We start from the raw sequence: 16,833 nt of genomic DNA, 5'->3' as shown, positions 1-16,833 counted from the left end.
TCACCTCAGTGGTGGGTCGACCGGTGTCGGCGGGCGAGGTAGATGAAGCTGACGCCGGTGAGGAGTAGCAGGGTGGCGACGCCGAGCAGGCCGGGCAGGCTGGCCCCGGTGATGGGCAGATCAGGGTCGGTCGGATCGGTGGGATCGGTCGGGTCCGTGGGGCTGGTCGGGTCGGCGACGGTGATGGTGGTGGCCTCGGACTGGCTGTTGGGGCAGACGGTGGTGCTGCTGGTGTAGTCGGCGGTGAGGGTGTTGGCGCCGACGGGGAGCCGGGTGGTGTGGGTGGCGGTGTTGGTGGTGTCCAGGGGCACGGTGGCGAGCTCGGTGTTGTTGCTGCGGAAAGTGACGCTGCCGGCTGGGTCCCCGAGGTCACAGGTGACGGCGGCGGTGAGCGTGACGTCCTGATCCGCGGTCGGGTCGGGCGGCGAGACCTGCAGGGTCGTGGCGGAGCCCACCTGCTGAGCCGGCAGAGCCAGGCTGTGGTCGTCGCCGACGGCGGTGGCGGTCAGGGTGATACCGGAGGGCAGGGTGACGGTCACCGGCGTGTTGGAGTTGTTGCCGGTTCCATCACCGAGCTGGCCGAAGACATTGCTCCCCCAGGCGAGGGCGGTGCCGTCGGTGGCTATCACCAGAGTGTGGTCGCTGTCGCGGGAGGCGATGGTGGTGAACGTGGTGCCCGTGGGCAGGCTGACGTCGAGGGGTTCGTTGCTGCTGCTGTTGCTCCCGTTTCCGAGCTGCCCGGCGCTGTTGTCCCCCCAGGCGAAGACGGTGCCGGCCGAGGTCAGGGCGGCGCTGTGGACGCGGCCGGCCACCACGGCGGCAACGTCGGCGCCGAGGGGTAGTGCGACGCCGACCGGCGTGCTCCGGTGGGTGTTGGTCCCGTCCCCGAGTTGACCGAAGGCGTTGTATCCCCAGGCGAGGGCGGTGCCGGTGGAGGTGACCGCCAGACTGTGACGGCGGCCGGCGGCGATCGCGGTGACCTCGGCGCCGGGGGGCAGGGCGACACTGGCCGGCGTACTCCGATCGTCGGTGCTCCCGTCGCCCAGCTGACCAAGGTTGTTCAGCCCCCAGCCGAACGCGGCGCCCGCGGAGGTCACCGCAAGGCTGTGGCTTTCGGCAGCGGCGACAGCGGTGACCGTGGCTCCGGACGGCAGGCTCGCCTCGACGGGAGTGGTACGCCGGGTCGTGCTCCCGTCCCCGAGCTGGCCGAAGCCGTTGTCGCCCCAGGCGAGGACGGTGCCGGCCGAGGTCAACGCCACGCTGTGGGTGGCGCCCGCGGCGACCGCGGCAACCGTGGTGCCCGCCGGCAGGCTCACCTCCACGGGCGCCCTACGGTCGACCAGGGTTCCGTCCCCGAGCTGACCAAAGTGGTTGGCGCCCCAGGCGAGCACGGTGCCGGCCGAGGTCAACGCCAGGCTGTGATGCCGACCGGCGGCGACAGCGGTGATCGTGACGCCCAGCGGCAGGCTCACCGCGATCGGCTCGTTACTTCCGGTGGTGCTCCCGTTACCCAGCTGCCCATCGTTATTCTTCCCCCAGGCCAGCAGGAATTCCGACGCGGCGGTCGATCCGGGCTGCTGCTGCGCCAATGTCGGCGACACCCCGATCGTCTGCGTCACCGCCAGCGCGAGGGCGAACCATCCGACGACAGCGCGTCCCGCCCGGCGCCCTCCGGCACCCCGACCCAGCCGCTGAGAGAACCCCTGCATCGCGTACGCCTCCGCGCAGTTAAGTACCGCAAGAAGGACAGCCGCTACTACTGGTTACCTATCCCTCAATACGGGCAGAAACACCTCTACCGCCAGGATCAACGCCCGGTGGTACGGCGAGGTTGTTGGTCACCGCGGAAAGCCTGCCGACCTCGGTCAACGGATGGGGGCCGGCCTCAACCAGCGGACGGGGGTCGGCCTCACCCAGCTCTGAGGTAGGGGCACTCCCGCTTGTGCCCTCCGCTCGACTGCGTTGCCGCGGCGAGCGGGTCACCCGAAGGCCCGCCCCAACCCCGGAGAATGCCAGCACAGCGGCCACCCCGACCGCGGCCAGCGGCGCCCAGCCCTCGATGGCGGCAGCGCCGGCCGCAGCGCCAATGGCGGCGCCGAGCTGAATGGCAGCCCCGGTCCAGGACTGCGTCTCCGCGTCGGTACCCGACGGCGCCAGGTCCCCCGCACCGCTGTACAGGGAAACGAAGGTGGGCCCGATGAAGAGACCGACCAGGAGACACCCGGCCACCAACAGCCCCAGCGGCAGCCGACCGACCAGCACCAGGGTCACACACGCGAGGGCAAGCCCCAGGAGCAGAACGGGCAGGCGCGGTACCCACCGGCTACGCAGCACCCCAACGGCCAGGCCACCGACGATGCTGCCGACCGACAGGAGGCTGACCAGAACGGCGCCAGCCGACCGACCAGCCACCGCGGGGAGCGCGATCTGCACGGCGTGCAACGCCGCGGAGAAGAGACAGGCGACGAGCAGCAGCCAGCGCAGGGGCCCCAGCACAAGCGGCCCAACCCAGTGCCGCGCACCGCCGGCACCCCGTCCCGACTCCTGGGTGGTGCCGTCCGGCTCTCGGCGGGTGCCCGCAACCGACTCCCCGCGGGCGCCCCCGGCCGACTCCCGGCGGCTTTCCGCCAACGGCTGCCGGTGGGTGTCCCCGGCCTGATCCCGGTTTACTCTCCGGGCAGGTTCCCCACCGGCCTGCGCCCGCAGGAGCAGGACCGTCGCCAGCGCACTCGAGCCGCTGGAAACCACCAACCCGGCCATCGGCGACACGGTTGCGGTCAACAGACCAACCAGGGCGGGTCCGAGGACGAAGGCGAGGTCCGTGAGCACCGCGTCGAGCGCCAACGCGCTCCGCAGATTCTCCGGCTGCGACATCCTGCGCCACATGACCCGCGACAGCACCCCAACCGGAGGCATCGACACGTTCGCCACGAGCGCCGGCCCAAAGGTGGCCAGCACCGGCCCATGTAGCCCCTCGTTGACCGACAGTGCCGCCACAGAGACCACATGCACGGCCAGGATGGGCCACAGGACCCGCCTGTCGCCGAACCGGTCGAGCAGCCGCCCACGGAAGGGCGCCGCGATACCGCCGAGCGCGGCGACCGCGACCACCAGCGCGGCGACACCATAGGAGCGACCGGCGGATACCGCGTAGAGCAGCGCGAAGGAGAACATGCCGGCTTGCAGCTTGCTGGCGGCGGCGCCCGCCAACCGGACCCGGAAGCCGGATTCGGCCCCGAGGCTGCGGTAGCCGTACCGGGCCGGCGGTCGCGGATCAGCCATCACACCAACAATTCTGCCGGCGCTGTCCCGCCGCCCGCCGCCCCGCCCGCTCGTACCGCCCCGTGGCCCGCCGGCTACCCCGCCGCGCTCGGCTCCCGCAGAGCGGGAGCGAGTTCGGTGGCTGGGTTACCCGGGGCAGTCACGGTCCAGTATCGAGCCAGCGTCGTTGCGGCGAGAAAGCCCGCCAGGACGATCGCCACCTCGACCCCGATCACGAGCGGGTTGAACGAATAGCCGAGCACCCAGCCGACCGCAGACGCGGCTGCGCTGGACACCACCAGCGCCGGCGGCAGGAGTAGGGCCATCCGCGCCGCGGTGTGTTGGACCCGGGGCACGTCGCGCTGGGCAACCCGCACAGCGCGGATAGCCCCGGCCACCACGGCCGCTACGACGAGGCCATACAAAGCGGCGGGGCCGAGCCAGACTGGCATGCGTTCGCGCGCCTCGGGCGACAGATCGAATGCCGTCGTGAACACCTCGTGCAGGCCGAGAACAAGGGCCCAGCCCAGGATGAAGGAGACCACCCCGCCCACAGTCGCCGCGCCGAGGATCTGGCCGTACCGGGGCGGGGTCCGCTCCACGCCGGCTTCCTCGGCGATCCGGTGGGCGAACCCGGCCGGGTCAGAGCCGAGCAGCTCCGCCGGGTCGAACCCGTCGGCGGCGGCCGCCTCGAGCTCGCCCCGCAGGTCGGCCGCGAGCGTCACCCGGTCGCGACGGTTGATCCCGAGAGTGCGCCACTCTCGGTCGGCGGTGGCGAGGAGGCCGTCAACGGCTGGGGTCAACGTGCTCATGGTCATCTCCTGGTTCCGGTGAACGGATGGCGAGGGTCGTGTTCACCACGTTGGCGAAGTGAGCCCACTGCTCGCGCCAGACCTGCAGCCGATCGCGGCCGGTGTCGGTGAGGCGATAGACCTTGCGGGGTGGCCCACTGGAACTGGGCTGCAGCGCGTTGGCGACAAGACCCAAGCGGTGCAGGCGAGTGATCAATGGGTAGACGGTGCCGTAGCTGACCGTTCCGAATCCGGCGGTGTCCAGCCGGCGGACGAGTTCGTAGCCGTGGGCCGGCTCGGCCGCAAGCAGCGCGAGCAGGCACATGTCCAGGCAACCCCGCAGTAGCTGGGCCTGCCGCTCGGCCACATCATCCGATCGATCTGCCGCTATCATGCACCACATAATACAGCCGGTACTATGCGGTGTCTACTAGTGGGTCACCGGACGCCGGTCGCCCGCCCTCACTCCCGGCGCCGAGGTGGATCGTGACGCAGCCCGAGGCTCGCTACCAGGAACACGAACGCCGGAAGGCCCTGACACGTGACGTAGCACGCGCAGGGCCTTCCGGGGTACGGCCAGGAGTGGATCAGTCGTACAGCTCGGCCACCTCGTCGGCGAAGTCCGTCATGATCACCTTGCGACGCATCTTCAGCGACGGCGTCAGGTGGCCGGACTCCACGGTGAATTCGCTGGGGAGCACGCGGAAGCGACGTACCGCCTCGGCCGTGGACACCGCCGCGTTGCCCGCGTCCACGGCGCGCTGCAGCTCCTGCAAGAGGTCGGGATCATTGGCCAGCTCCGCGGAGGTGGCCTCAGCCGGCTTTCCCGCGCTGGTCTTCCAGTGCTCCAGGTACTCCGAGTCGATGGTGATGAGCGCGGCGATGTACTTCTGCCCATCCCCCACCACGAGCGCCTGGGCGACCAGCGGGGAGGAGGCGATGCGATCCTCGATCAGGGTGGGGGACACGTTCTTACCCCCGCTCGTCACCAGGATCTCCTTCTTCCGACCCGTGATCCGCAGGTGACCGTGGTCGTCGAACTCTCCGATGTCGCCGGTGCGGAACCAGCCGTCCTCGGTGAAGGCCTCAGCGTTGGCCGCCTCGTTGTTCCAGTAGCCCGCGAACACCGGCCCCCCGGTGCACTGCACCTCACCATCCTCGCCGATGCGCATCTGCACGCTCGGCACGACCCGGCCCACCGTCCCCGGCCGGAAGGACTCCAGCGAGTTGACCGTGACCGCCGCACTGGTCTCGGTGAGTCCGTAACCCTCGAACACCGTGATGCCGCAGCCCCGGTAGAAGTGCGTGAGGCGCTCCCCCAACGCCGCGCCCCCGGAGATGACGTAGCGCAGGTTCCCGCCCAGCGCGGCACGGAACTTGCTGTAGACCAGCCGATCGAAGAGCGCATGGCGGAGGCGCAGGCCCAGACCGGGCTTCTCCGCCTCTGAGTAGGCGATCGCCGTCGCTGCCGCGCGGTCGAAAATCTTGCCCTTGCCACCCTCGTACGCCTTGCGTCGGGCGCTGTTATATGCCTTCTCCAACACGTACGGAACCGAAAGCAGGAAGGTCGGCTGGTAGCTGGCCAGCTCCGCCGGAACCTGCTTTACATCGGAGCAGTGCGCCAGCGGGGTCCGCGCCACCGTGGCACCGACCTGCACCATCCGACCGAAGACGTGGGCAAGGGGAAGGAAGAGCAGAGTCGAGGCGGGAAGGTCACCCACTGGCCCGAACATGGTGCGCAGCAGGGCGACCGAGTTGCCGGAGCCGGCGAGCAGGTTGGCGTGGCTGAGGGTGCACCCCTTGGGCATCCCGGTGGTGCCCGAGGTGTAGATGATGGTCGCGGTGTCCTTTGGCTCGACGGCCTTCCGACGCTCGTCAACCACGGCCGGTTCGACCGCGGCACCCGCGCCCCGAAGCTCCTCCACCGCTCCGGCATCGAGCTGCCAGACATGCTGCAGGGCGGGGAGACTGCCCCGCATTCCCTGGACCACCTCCTCGTGCGTCGCGTTCTCCACCACGACCGCCACCGAACCCGAGTCACTGAGAATCCATTCGATCTGCTCGGGCGAGGAGGTCAGATAGATCGGAACGGGCGACGCACCGATCGTCCAGAGGGCGAAGTCCATGAGCGACCACTCGTACCGATTACTGGAGAGCAGGCCGACGCGATCCCCGTGCTCGACCCCCTTGGCGATCAACCCACGGGCCAGATCGGTGACCTCGCTGAAGAATGTCGCGGCGCTGACCGGCTCCCAACGGTCCCCGACCTTGCGGTGGAACACCGGCGCATCCGGCTCCTCGGCGGCGTTGCCCGCGACGAGGTCAGCGAGCCCACCCTTCTCCGGCACCACATATAGCGGCGGCGATGTCGACTCCCGCACCCGATCCTCCAATATTCAGTGGCGGCGGTCGCCGCTGCTGACATCAGGGGAACCGGCCGCCCAGCCTGTTAAGAGATTTCAGTACTCCGACAGTGGTGCGTTACCGGACTCAACGCAGACAGCCCGGCTTTACTGGGAAGACCACAAACAAGCCGGCGGGAACGATCTGCTGCGCCCCACCAACCGCGCATTCACGTTAACCGAATTCTCGGCTAACGGGAAGGTCTGTTCGGCGCCACTCTCCGCCCACCAGGCCAGTCCACACACCGGCAGGTCACCTCGACCGACCCATCCGGTGCGGCCACCCACTCCCATCCCAGAACGCTCCGGAGCAGAACAGCCGCACCAGGACAACTCATCGAGCACCAGCCGCCGCCAAACCAACCCCCGCCATCGGTGCTGCCCGACCGGCGAGGTGGCCGGCGACGTAGGCGCGTAGGGCGGAGCGTCCCACCCGGTGCAGATTGACTGCCCACCCACAGCTTCATCCCGGCGGATCGACCCTGTTCGGGCTTACGGTCGAACCACGCTGTCGGCAGCCGCAGGTAACCGCCGCTGCAGCCCTGCTCGCTGGCGACGGCAGCCAGCGAGCAGCCGATGAGCTGCACGATGATGAGCGCGGGCATGAGTTTCGGAGTACCAGGTGTAGACACCATCCTCTTCCACCTGAGCGACCTTCACGCTGCCGACACCGCACGCGGCACTATGACGGATCAGCTTCGCGCCCCTTGATTGCCCGACCGAAGGCATTGATCGCCGCCAGTCAAGCAACCGCCATGTCGATCTCGAATCAACCGTGCGCGGCGGTACCGGTGCATCCGGTCGGGACCCGTAGAGGCCAGGAAGCTTGGCGCGAAGTATGGCGTGAGCGAGGTGGCGTACAGGTCGTAGATAAATCGCTCCCGGGCGGCCACGGCCCTCCGCATAATGAGCGGATTCAGGGAAGAGCGGGGCTGAGTCCTTTGACGACCCTTTCCTCGTGGATGGCGATCAGATCAGGGCAATACCGCAGATGCTCCTCAGTGGCTTGGGCGACGTTGGGGAACATCTCACGATGAGAGATTTCTCCGGCGACATGGCGCCACGCCAGCGATCGCTCAACATCAACCCCTACCCCGCCGGAGCGCCGCCGAGCCTACCGCTGATCAACGCTTGGGCAGCCTGGCCGTACGAGTCGGCGTCGAGGCGGGGATCCCAGGAGCGCTGCAGGATGAAACCCTGGATGATTGAGATCAGGACCTGCGCCGCGGCGTCCGCGTCGAGGTGGACGCCACTGTCGGCGCAGTTGGCCTCGATGCTCTCCCGAAGCGCGGCCCGGGCCCGCCGTAGCCCTTCCTGCATCCGCTGGGCAAGGGCTGGATCGCGGAGCGCCTCCCCCCACGCCTGCACCGCCAGCCGCATCCGCTCGTCGATCTGTTCGAGATCGAGCAGCGCGCCGGGCAGCGTAGCCAGCAGGTCGGCGACGGGACGACCAGCCTGGACACCGTCGCGGACCACCGTCTCGATCACGCCGATCGCCTCCAGGGAGATCGCCATGACGATGTCGTTCTTGGTGCGGAAGTAGCGGTAGACGGCTCCGAACGACAGGCCGGACTCATCCACCACATCCTGCATGGAGGTGCGGTGGAAACCGTCGCGGGCGAAGCGGGTGGCGGCGGCCGACAGGATCTGCCGGCGGCGGGCAGCGCGGTGGTCTTCGGAGACTCTCGGCATCCGCTCATCGTAAAGCGAGCACTCGCTCTTGACGGCGTCCAGCGAGCGGGTGCACGCTAAAAGAGCGAGCGCTCGCTTTTGCTGATCATCGGCCATCGGTCCTCGGTCATCGGTAGAGAGGTGCACGACATGCCACACCCACAGGTGCTGATCGTCGGGGCCGGCCCCACCGGCCTGGTCCTCGCCGCCCAACTGAACCGACTCGGTGTCGACACCCGGATCATCGACAAACACGCCTCCCCGCTGGCACTGACCAAATCCGCCGCGCTGCACGCCCGTACGCTGGAGCATCTCCGCGACCTCGGGGTGGCCGACCGGATCCTCGCCGAAGGACAGCGGGTTGACGTGCTCACCCTGCGAACGAGCCACCGCGACCGCCTCAGCGTCGACTTCCGCGTGCTCGACGACACGGCGTACCCGCACCTGGTCGACATTCCGCAGTACCGCACCGAGCAGATCCTCATCGACCACCTGACCCGGCACGGCGTCCCCCTGCACCGCAGCACCACCCTGGTCGGCCTCACCTCGACCGACAGCGGAGTCACCGCCACCCTCACCACGCCGGACGGCGACACCGAAACCGTCACGCCACAATGGGTCGTCGGCTGCGACGGCGCGCACAGCACGGTCCGGGACCTGCTCGGGATCGATTTCGACGGCACCACGTACAGCGATCCGTGGGTGCTCTGCGACGCGGTGGTCGACTGGCCGTTGCCGCGCAACGAGATGACCTTCTCCAGTGACGGCAGCGGGATCTACGGCGTCTTTCCCCTACCCGGGCGACGGCGGTTCCGGCTGGCGTACACCCAAACCATCGACGCCACCGGCCGACTGGTACCCCCCACCCACCACGACGCGCAGGCGGCCCTGGCCCGGACCGGCATCCCCGCCACCATCGAATCCACCGACCAGTTCTGGACCTTCAACCTGGCCCGCAAGCAGGCGACCAGCTACCGCCGGGGTCGAGTCTTCCTGGCCGGCGACGCAGCGCATGTCCACACCCCGTTCGGCGGGCAGGGGCTCAACCTCGGTGTCGCCGATGCGATCAACCTGGGCTGGAAACTCGCCGCGGTGATAGCCGGCTGGGCCCCGACCGCGTTACTCGACAGCTACCAGGCCGAACGGCATCGCATCGGACGACAGGTCGTCCGCTTCACCCACCTCGGCGCGACGGCGATGCTGTTCCGGAGCGACCCCCGCCGGCACCTACGCGACCTGGTGCTGTCCGGGCTACAAGCCAGCATGCCGGCCCGCCAACTGCTCGCCTATCGACTGTCCCAGCTCGCCCACAGCTACCGCGGCACCGCCGGGGTGACCGGCCGCGCGGGCGGTCTGCACGGTGGGGACCGCCTGCCCGACCCGATGCTGTTCGACGGAGTCACCCACCAGCCGCAGCGCCTACACGACCAACTCGCCACCGCCCGCCACACCCTCCTGCTGACCGCGCCGAAGCCCGACCCGACCCTGCCCACACAGATCAACGGGCTGGCTGACACGCTGGCCCGTCGTTGGCCCGGTGCGGTGGAGTTGCGGCTACTGACCCCCGCCTGGCAGGTGGCCCAGGCCCTACGCGCCCAGGTTCCGGTCCTCCTCGACCGGGGCCGCAACGCCCAGAGGTTGTACGACGCCGGCGCCGCGGCCTTCATGACCCGGCCGGACCGGCACATCGGCTACGCCGGCCCACCGGAGCCGACCCGAATCGAGCGGTACCTGTCTGCCGTGCTGAGGGAAGAGGGAGCCACGCACCGGACCCACCCGGGCACGTAAGGTGCCGCTGCGTGACCAACAGGCGCGGCGTGGTCAGGTTCCGGGTTGCATCGCAAGCCGATAGAACCAGTCGAGATGCGCGATCAACGCCTCGCGAGCCGCGGCATCCGCGAGGACCTCCAGGGGGAGACCGGGGCGGAGGGCGAGCTTCGCCGCGGCGATCCTGACCCCCGGCAGCTCGTTCAACCGCTGGCGGAACTCCTCGCGGAGCGCGATGTCGTCGAACGGCGTCCGCGTGCTCATGTACTGATACACGATCTCGAACTTCCCACTCGGGTAGATCGCCGCGGGCCAGATGTTGCCCAGCTCGTGGTCCTTCCCGCGGGCCATGAGCAAGCACGAGGTCTCGCCGGCCGAGCCGTAGAGCGCTCGGCCACCCAGCTTGACCCAGGCCTCGATGACACCCAGCGTTCCGGCCACAACCCGCGCATCCTGCAGGTCGGTCAGTTGCTCGACGAACCGGTCATCGAGCTCGTCCCTACGGCGGGACCGTGGACGGAGAAACTTCCGCGACACATCCTGCTGTGGCAGACCGGCGAGCTGGGCCAGCTCCTCAACGCCGAAGCGCTGCGCCTGGCTAGCCCGCCCGTACCTGTCGAACTCGATACCCTCGGCGTGCAGCAGGTCGAACGGGTTGTCCGTCCGGACGGGGTCGACCCACCGGAAGCTCGGCGACACCGTGCCTTCCGCCTGAAGCACGCGGTGCGCGTTCGGAGCCGGATGGTTGGCCAGTCGGGTCCCGACCGGCACGGGATGGCTGCCGATCAGCGCGGCGACATCGCCGTACGCCGTCCAGGAGCCGGCGGGCAGCGCGGCGAGCGCCTTGTTCATGACGTCCCAGGGCACCTCGGAGCGGTTGCCCGCCTCCGCGGTGGGCCCCGGCCAGTGGGCGATGATCCGCTCGGCGAGGGCGTCGGCGCGGGCGTAGATCTCGGGGCGGCCCCAGCGCTTCTGCGCGGCGATCTCCCCGTTGAGCAAGATCCCACTCTTGCCCAGCTGTGCCCGCTTGACCAGGAAGGAGCTGTTGCTCAGCTCGGCGTTGTAGCCGGTGAGGGTGAGGTTCCCCAGCGTATGGACCAGAGCCTCGTGCACCTCGGCGAAGGTCTCCTCGCCCTGCAGATCCTCGCTCAGCGTCCGTCGCCACTCCGTGGTGGGACTCTGCGGCATGACGTGCTCAATGGTCAGCGAGTCCGGGGCCACCGGCTCCTTGCTGCCGTACGACTCCTCCAGCCACCGAAGCACAAGCTTGCGCTGGCTGGCGCGGCCGTTGAGATAGAACGGAATGGACCGCACCGCCTGCCGAAGGCTGGCGTCGGTGGCGTAGTACTTCCGGCCGACCGACAGGTACGCCCGCAGCGCCTCGTCAACCGGCAGGTCCGCGCGCATATCGGTCACGACCCGCAGCAGGATCCGGTTGATGTTCGCGGTTGCCCGGCCGATCAGCAGGCGTCGGACGAAGAAGCTCTCCACGTACCGCATCGCCGACGCGACCTGCGCGGAGGTGGCCGTCCCCTGCTCGCGGCTGTCCAACAAATGCAGCAGCAGCGGGTACACGGTGGTCGTGTCCCACGCGTTGAGCCGGGCCAGCCGCCGCCGTACCTCCGGATCGTCCTCCTCCTCGGGGTGCAGGATGATCCGCAGGAGGGCACCGAGCCGGCAGAACCGACGCACCTCGGCCTCGATCTCCGCCTCGGTGTGCAGGCCGTTCAGCCGCTTCTGCTGGCTGGTGTAGGTGTCGGTCTGCTTGACCCCGGGATCTCGGTGCACCAGGTCAAGCCAGAACAACTGCTCAAGCTCACCGGAGTCCAACTGCTGCTGAAGCGGGAACCACAGCGAGCTGTATACCTCCTCACCACGGTTCGGCAGCCGCATGAAGAGATAGTTGCGGAGCAGGTCGGCCTGGGTGAGCTTGAGCCCGGTGTTGTTCAGCGACTCAAAGATCCGATAGACGTTGTCGCCGGCCTGGGCGACGACCGAGACCAATGCCATCCCCGAGATGACCGCATCCTCGAGACCCTGGATGTCCAACGGGTCGTCCGGGTCGTCCACGGCGGCGAATTGGGCCACGAAGAACCGGTACGCCGCGCCGACCCGGTCACTTCCGCCCGCCTGCGGAGTGGCGTCCAGACACGCCTCGTACGCGGGTCGATCGGCCTGGGTGGGCACGACCTTCAACCGGTGCGTGGGCTTCCATTTGTTGATCAGGTATTCCTGGTCGATCCGGTCCCGGTGGCCCGGGTCCTCGTGCTGGGCCCGGTGGTCCCGAAGGGCGCAGAGCAGGATGGACAGGGTGGTAAGCCGCTGTTGGCCGTCTACGACCAGAAACTCGGAGACGCCCGCCGGCCCGTTCGTCGGGCTGGGCGCGAGCACCAGCGAGCCGATGAAGTGCGTCATGTCCGGATCCTCGACCCGCTCGTCTGCCAGCTTGCGGATGTCCTCCCACAGGCGGAGCAGCTGAGCTTCCGTCCACGAGTACGTCCGCTGGTACAGCGGTACCCGATACTGCTTCGCGCCCTCCAGCAACTCCCGCAGCGTCGTCTCGTGTGCCGCGACCATCCGCTCGACTCCTCACTCACAGTGGCACGCTCCTGAGCCGGCAACACAACCAGAGCACCGATCGATAGAGCAACCCGTAGTCCCGATCGAATGCTGTCCAGAACCTGACAACTATCCAGGTCGTCTTGGGCCCAACGCCCAGCAATATCCAACCGGCGTTGGCGACTTTGACGGGCCGCTTTCGAGGTTGGGTCCGCGGTCTACGCTTTTCCCGAGCTCGGTTCGCCGTCCCGAACCGTCGACTCAGGCGGGTGAGGGTGATCCCGAAACGGCGCCGTCCGGCGAGGCGGTAGTGGCTGTCACCAAGCGCACCGCCGCACTGTCCTGGCTGACAAACGACGGGTAGGTGAGGGAGACAGAATGGGTGACGTACAGAAGGCCGAGGAACTTCCGGTCGGGGCGGGAACGGAGAAGCAGCCGAACACCGCCGAGGAGCAGTTCGACCCCGCCGGCTTGAAGGCACTGCTGAGGTTTGCCCGGCCCTATCGGAGAACACTCGTCGTGGGCATCGGCCTGGGTTTGTTCGGCTCGGGCGCCGCGCTGGCCCAGCCCCTGGCAGCACGAGAGGTGCTGGAGCGGGTTGGTCAGGACGGAGACCTGCTGCAGCCCATCCTGCTTCTCGTCGCCCTGGTGCTGGGCGGCGCCGCGCTGTCCGGGATCCAGTTGTTCATCCTGGAACGTTCGGGGGAACGGATGGTTCTGGGCCTGCGACTGACCCTGGTGCACCGGCTGCTGCGGCTGCGCATGAAAGAGTACGACCGCCGTTCGTCTGGCGACCTGCTGTCCACCGTCGGAGCCGACACCACCTTGCTGCGGTCGGTCATCACGGCCAACGTGCTGGACTCGGTGTCCGCCGTGGTGACGCTCATCGGAGCGATCGCATTGATGGCCTACCTGGACTGGGTGCAACTGGTGTCGGTGCTGGTGGTCCTACTGGTTGTCGGCCTTGGTGTGGTGCCCGCGCTGAACCGGATCAAAACCGCCACCGAGCGGGCGCAGGAAGGGCTTGGGCAGATGACCGCCGGCCTCGAACGGGCCCTTGGCGCCATCCGCACGGTGAAGGCCAGCGTGTCCGAGGAACGCGAGTCCGAGCGGATCAGTGCGTGGGCCCGCACGTCGTACGTGGCGGGCGTGCGGTCGATCAAACTGGACGCCATCGTCGGCGTCGCCAGCGGCCTCGCGGTCCAGCTGTCGTTCCTGATGGTCCTCGGCGTCGGCGGGGTGCGCGTGGCCAACGGGAGTATCTCGGCCGCCGACCTGGTGGCCTTCCTGCTCTACATCCTGTACCTGGCCTCCCCGATCATTCACATCGTGAATGCGGTCACCCAGCTGCAGAAGGCCTCGGCCGCCACTACACGCATCGTGGCGGTGAACGACATGGAGGTCGAGCCGACAATCGGCAGCGCGGCGCCCATGGTCGGCGAAGCCGTCCCGCTCGCCGGGGCTGGAGACACCGCCGGGTCGACGGCGGAGTCGAGCTCGGCGACCGCGCCGTCGAGCGAGCCGACCGTACCGTTCGGCGGGCCGCCCTCGTCGGTGACGTTCGAGAAGGTGAGCTTCGGCTACCGCACGGACGTCCCCGTGCTCCGTGAGGTGTCACTCCACATTCCGGCCGGTGCGCAGGCGGCGCTGGTCGGCCCCTCCGGCGTCGGAAAGACCACCATCCTGGGCATGCTCGAACGCTTCTACGAGCCCGAGACGGGCCGGGTCCTGCTCGGCGACCGCGATGTGGCGGACATTCCGCTCAAGGAGTTGCGCCGCCAGATCGGCTACGTGGAGCAGGAAGCGCCAGCACTGGCCGGCACGCTGCGCGAGAACCTGCTCTACACCGCGCCGGCCACCACCGACGACCAGCTGAACGCGGTGGTGGAGGCCAGCCGCCTCGGCGCCCTGGTCCGCCGGCTTCCCGACGGCCTGGACACCGAGATCGGTGACCGCGGAACGCAGCTGTCCGGCGGCGAGCGCCAACGGCTGGCCATCGGTCGCCTGTTACTGAGCCGGCCCCGGCTGGTGCTGCTGGACGAGGCGACCTCCCAGCTCGACTCAGTCAACGAGGCGGCACTGCGCGAAGCGATCGAGGAACTCGCGACGGGCTGCACGATGATAGTGATCGCCCACCGGCTGTCGACTGTCGCAGCCTCCGATGTGATCGTCCTGATGGACCACGGCGGCGTCCGCAAAACCGGCACCCACGACCAACTCATGGCCGAGGACGAGCTCTATCGGGAGCTGGCGCGGGGGCAGCTACTCAGCGGCGACCACGCGGTCACCTCCGGGTCTGTTGTGGCACGGAGGTGAGCAGGTGAGGGGGCGGCGCAGCCGGGCTCGCAGCGGAAGCGCCAAGCACCTCACGCAACTCGCAACGAAGCGCGGACTCCAGGCAAACATCCGTCCACCCCACCGCCCGGCGCTGTCCGAAGGCCCCCAATTCGCGCGGCTGGAGCAGCTCAGCAGCCACTGTTCCGTAGCCGGCATTCACCCCTCGACACTTTTGCCCGAACCGCGCTTACCTTCCAGGATAAGCTCGTATGCGGAAGAATGGTCACCGCACGGACAAAATAGACCGAAATGCATTGCCGCTGGATGTCTGGGCGAGAAAAAGATATGTATTCTGCTTGGCCATGTCCTATCTCAAGGTCCGCCTAGCGGCGAGCGCGGCCGCTCTGGTCGTCGCCGCGTCCGCCGGCACTCTGATATCACCTCCTGCCCTCGCCGCAGGTCCTCAGCTGGCAATCTCCTACAGCGCCAACGGGGAGGTCGACAACAGCGGCCGGCTCGTCGGGGCCTATGCCTACAACTGGGGCGACCAGCCAGCCAGCGACGTGACCATGACGTTCGACGCAAGTGACCTGCATGAGGTCGACATCAGCGTGCCTGACTGGATCGACCACTGCGACGCGAATGGTCGGATTGTGACCTGCGAACTCACCGGTCTCCCGGCGCAGCACACCGAATGGGTAAACGCTTTCGAGCTGAGGAGCAAGCAGCAGGCCAAGCCCGGCCCCGCCGGCACCCTCAAGGGCACGATTCACGCCTTTGGCCCCGATGGCGCCGAGTACATCAGCGGCGGCGACCTCGACGTCGTAATCGTGGAAAGCGGCCCCGACCTGGTCGCGTCGACTGCCGACCTCTCCGGTCCAGATGACCCGGTCGGCGGTGGCGACGTACATCCGGTCACCGCAGGGATCTACAACGACGGCGACACACCGACCGACGAATGGTACGTCCAGATCTCGGTACCGGCCGGCGCCGGCATCGTCGAGCAGTACTCGGACTGTGAGTACCGGGACTGGTGGCCGGGTGAGCACCCGGAGGGCTACGTCTACGGACCGAACGTCGTCACCTGCCCGGCGCCACCGAACCTGGAGCCGCTCGGTGTCGGTGAAGGCATCGAGTTCGTTGACGCCGAGGGTACGTCTCTCTTCCACGTCGCCTTCGGTAAGAACCTACGCGGCCCTGCTGAGGACAGCGGAGCCGTCGAGGTCGGACTCGTTGACGACCTGGAAGACGAGCGGTCACCGAAGTCGCTGACCCGCAATGGGTCGGCAGGGAAGACATTCGCAGATGCTGTCGCCGACCTGAAGCCCACCACGCGGGCCGCCCGCCTGCGCGAAGGCAACACGGAGAACAACTGGGCCAGCTTCTCATTCTGGACCAAGCCGAACACGCACGACTTTGCGGTGACCGCGGAGCCGGTAAACGGCGCCATCGGCGAAATCGTCGAAATCCCCTATACAGTGGTCAACAACGGCCCGTCCGATGGTGGCGCCAGCTGGACGTTCAAGGCACCGACCGGCACCGTGCTGGTCGCCGACGAGGATTACAACGGTCCCTGGTGTTACTTCTTGGACAATAACGGGCAGCCGGTCGAGGAACTTCCCGAGGTCACCTGCAGTACCGAGTCCGAGTGGCCGGCGATCGCATCCGGGTACGAGGGTGTCAAGGGGCTGATGAAGCTGCGGATCATCTCAACGCCCGGTGATGACGGCACCCTACGGGTCCGATCGCACACCGGACCCACCGAGTCTGACCCGGCCAACAACGAGGTCAAGCTGATCGTCACCGTTGGCGGCAACGGCAACGGCAACGGCGGCAGCGACGACGGTAATGGCAACGGCGGCAGCGGCGGCCTGCCCATCACCGGAGCCAAGACGGCGCTCCTCGGTGGCATCGGTGGCGGCATCGTGGTCATCGGCGCGGTGCTGATCCACTTCGCGCGCCGGCGCCCTACAGTCACCGAGTAGCACCACCATCCGTGGTAGGGGACCCCGCTGGCTAGGCGGCGTCCCCTACCACAGACGATGCCCGTTGGCCGGCGGCCACACTGCGATCGCCCCAGTAACCATTAAATGAGAGAAAGCGCC

At 68.3% G+C, this 16,833-nt stretch carries 10 protein-coding genes; 3 read left to right on the top strand and 7 right to left on the bottom strand.

What is annotated here, in order from left to right; all coding sequences use genetic code 11:
- Positions 1-5 precede the first annotated feature (5 nt).
- From SALPAC4_RS0115275 to SALPAC4_RS0115245, 6 genes are all read right to left on the bottom strand, one after another.
- Positions 6-1,709 carry an RCC1 domain-containing protein gene (locus SALPAC4_RS0115275; RefSeq protein ID WP_020113511.1) on the bottom strand — a complete coding sequence of 568 codons (1,704 nt, stop codon included), beginning with the start codon at positions 1,707-1,709 and terminating at the stop codon, positions 6-8.
- Between the two features lie 58 nt (positions 1,710-1,767).
- Positions 1,768-3,282: an MFS transporter gene (locus SALPAC4_RS0115270; protein WP_019871063.1), complete on the bottom strand. Its 1,515-nt coding sequence runs from the start codon at positions 3,280-3,282 to the stop codon at positions 1,768-1,770.
- A gap of 74 nt (positions 3,283-3,356) precedes the next feature.
- The gene (locus SALPAC4_RS0115265; protein ID WP_019871062.1) at positions 3,357-4,073 is read right to left on the bottom strand and encodes a hypothetical protein; all 717 of its coding nucleotides are present in this window, start codon (positions 4,071-4,073) and stop codon (positions 3,357-3,359) included.
- Positions 4,048-4,419: a PadR family transcriptional regulator gene (locus tag SALPAC4_RS0115260; protein ID WP_019871061.1), complete on the bottom strand. Its 372-nt coding sequence runs from the start codon at positions 4,417-4,419 to the stop codon at positions 4,048-4,050. The genes SALPAC4_RS0115265 and SALPAC4_RS0115260 overlap by 26 nt, the downstream gene beginning before the upstream one ends.
- A 220-nt stretch (positions 4,420-4,639) precedes the next feature.
- Positions 4,640-6,433, bottom strand: coding sequence for an AMP-dependent synthetase/ligase (locus tag SALPAC4_RS0115255; protein ID WP_027644460.1), 1,794 nt, complete (start codon positions 6,431-6,433; stop codon positions 4,640-4,642).
- A 1,110-nt stretch (positions 6,434-7,543) separates the two neighbouring features.
- Positions 7,544-8,146, bottom strand: a complete 603-nt coding sequence (locus SALPAC4_RS0115245) for a TetR/AcrR family transcriptional regulator (RefSeq protein WP_027644461.1) — start codon at positions 8,144-8,146, stop codon at positions 7,544-7,546.
- 129 nt (positions 8,147-8,275) lie between these two features.
- On the opposite strand from SALPAC4_RS0115245, the gene SALPAC4_RS0115240 reads away from it, so the two are divergent.
- Complete coding sequence (locus tag SALPAC4_RS0115240; protein ID WP_027644462.1) at positions 8,276-9,913, top strand: FAD-dependent monooxygenase; 1,638 nt, start codon at positions 8,276-8,278, stop codon at positions 9,911-9,913.
- A 33-nt stretch (positions 9,914-9,946) separates the two neighbouring features.
- Here the strand turns inward: SALPAC4_RS0115240 and SALPAC4_RS0115235 are convergent, their stop codons facing one another.
- Positions 9,947-12,469, bottom strand: a complete 2,523-nt coding sequence (locus SALPAC4_RS0115235; RefSeq protein WP_019871057.1) for a GmrSD restriction endonuclease domain-containing protein — start codon at positions 12,467-12,469, stop codon at positions 9,947-9,949.
- Positions 12,470-12,829: 360 nt separating this feature from the next.
- Between SALPAC4_RS0115235 and SALPAC4_RS0115230 the strand changes: the two genes are divergently transcribed.
- Together SALPAC4_RS0115230 and SALPAC4_RS0115225 are read left to right on the top strand one after the other, a co-directional pair.
- Positions 12,830-14,767, top strand: a complete 1,938-nt coding sequence (locus SALPAC4_RS0115230; protein ID WP_019871056.1) for an ABC transporter ATP-binding protein — start codon at positions 12,830-12,832, stop codon at positions 14,765-14,767.
- 323 nt (positions 14,768-15,090) lie between these two features.
- Positions 15,091-16,713 carry a hypothetical protein gene (locus SALPAC4_RS0115225; RefSeq protein ID WP_019871055.1) on the top strand — a complete coding sequence of 541 codons (1,623 nt, stop codon included), beginning with the start codon at positions 15,091-15,093 and terminating at the stop codon, positions 16,711-16,713.
- Positions 16,714-16,833 lie beyond the last annotated feature (120 nt).

It is taken from the genome of Salinispora oceanensis (assembly GCF_000383575.1).
GTDB classification, from domain to species: Bacteria; Actinomycetota; Actinomycetes; order Mycobacteriales; family Micromonosporaceae; genus Micromonospora; species Micromonospora oceanensis.
This window is presented reverse-complemented; position numbering and strand designations above follow the sequence as displayed.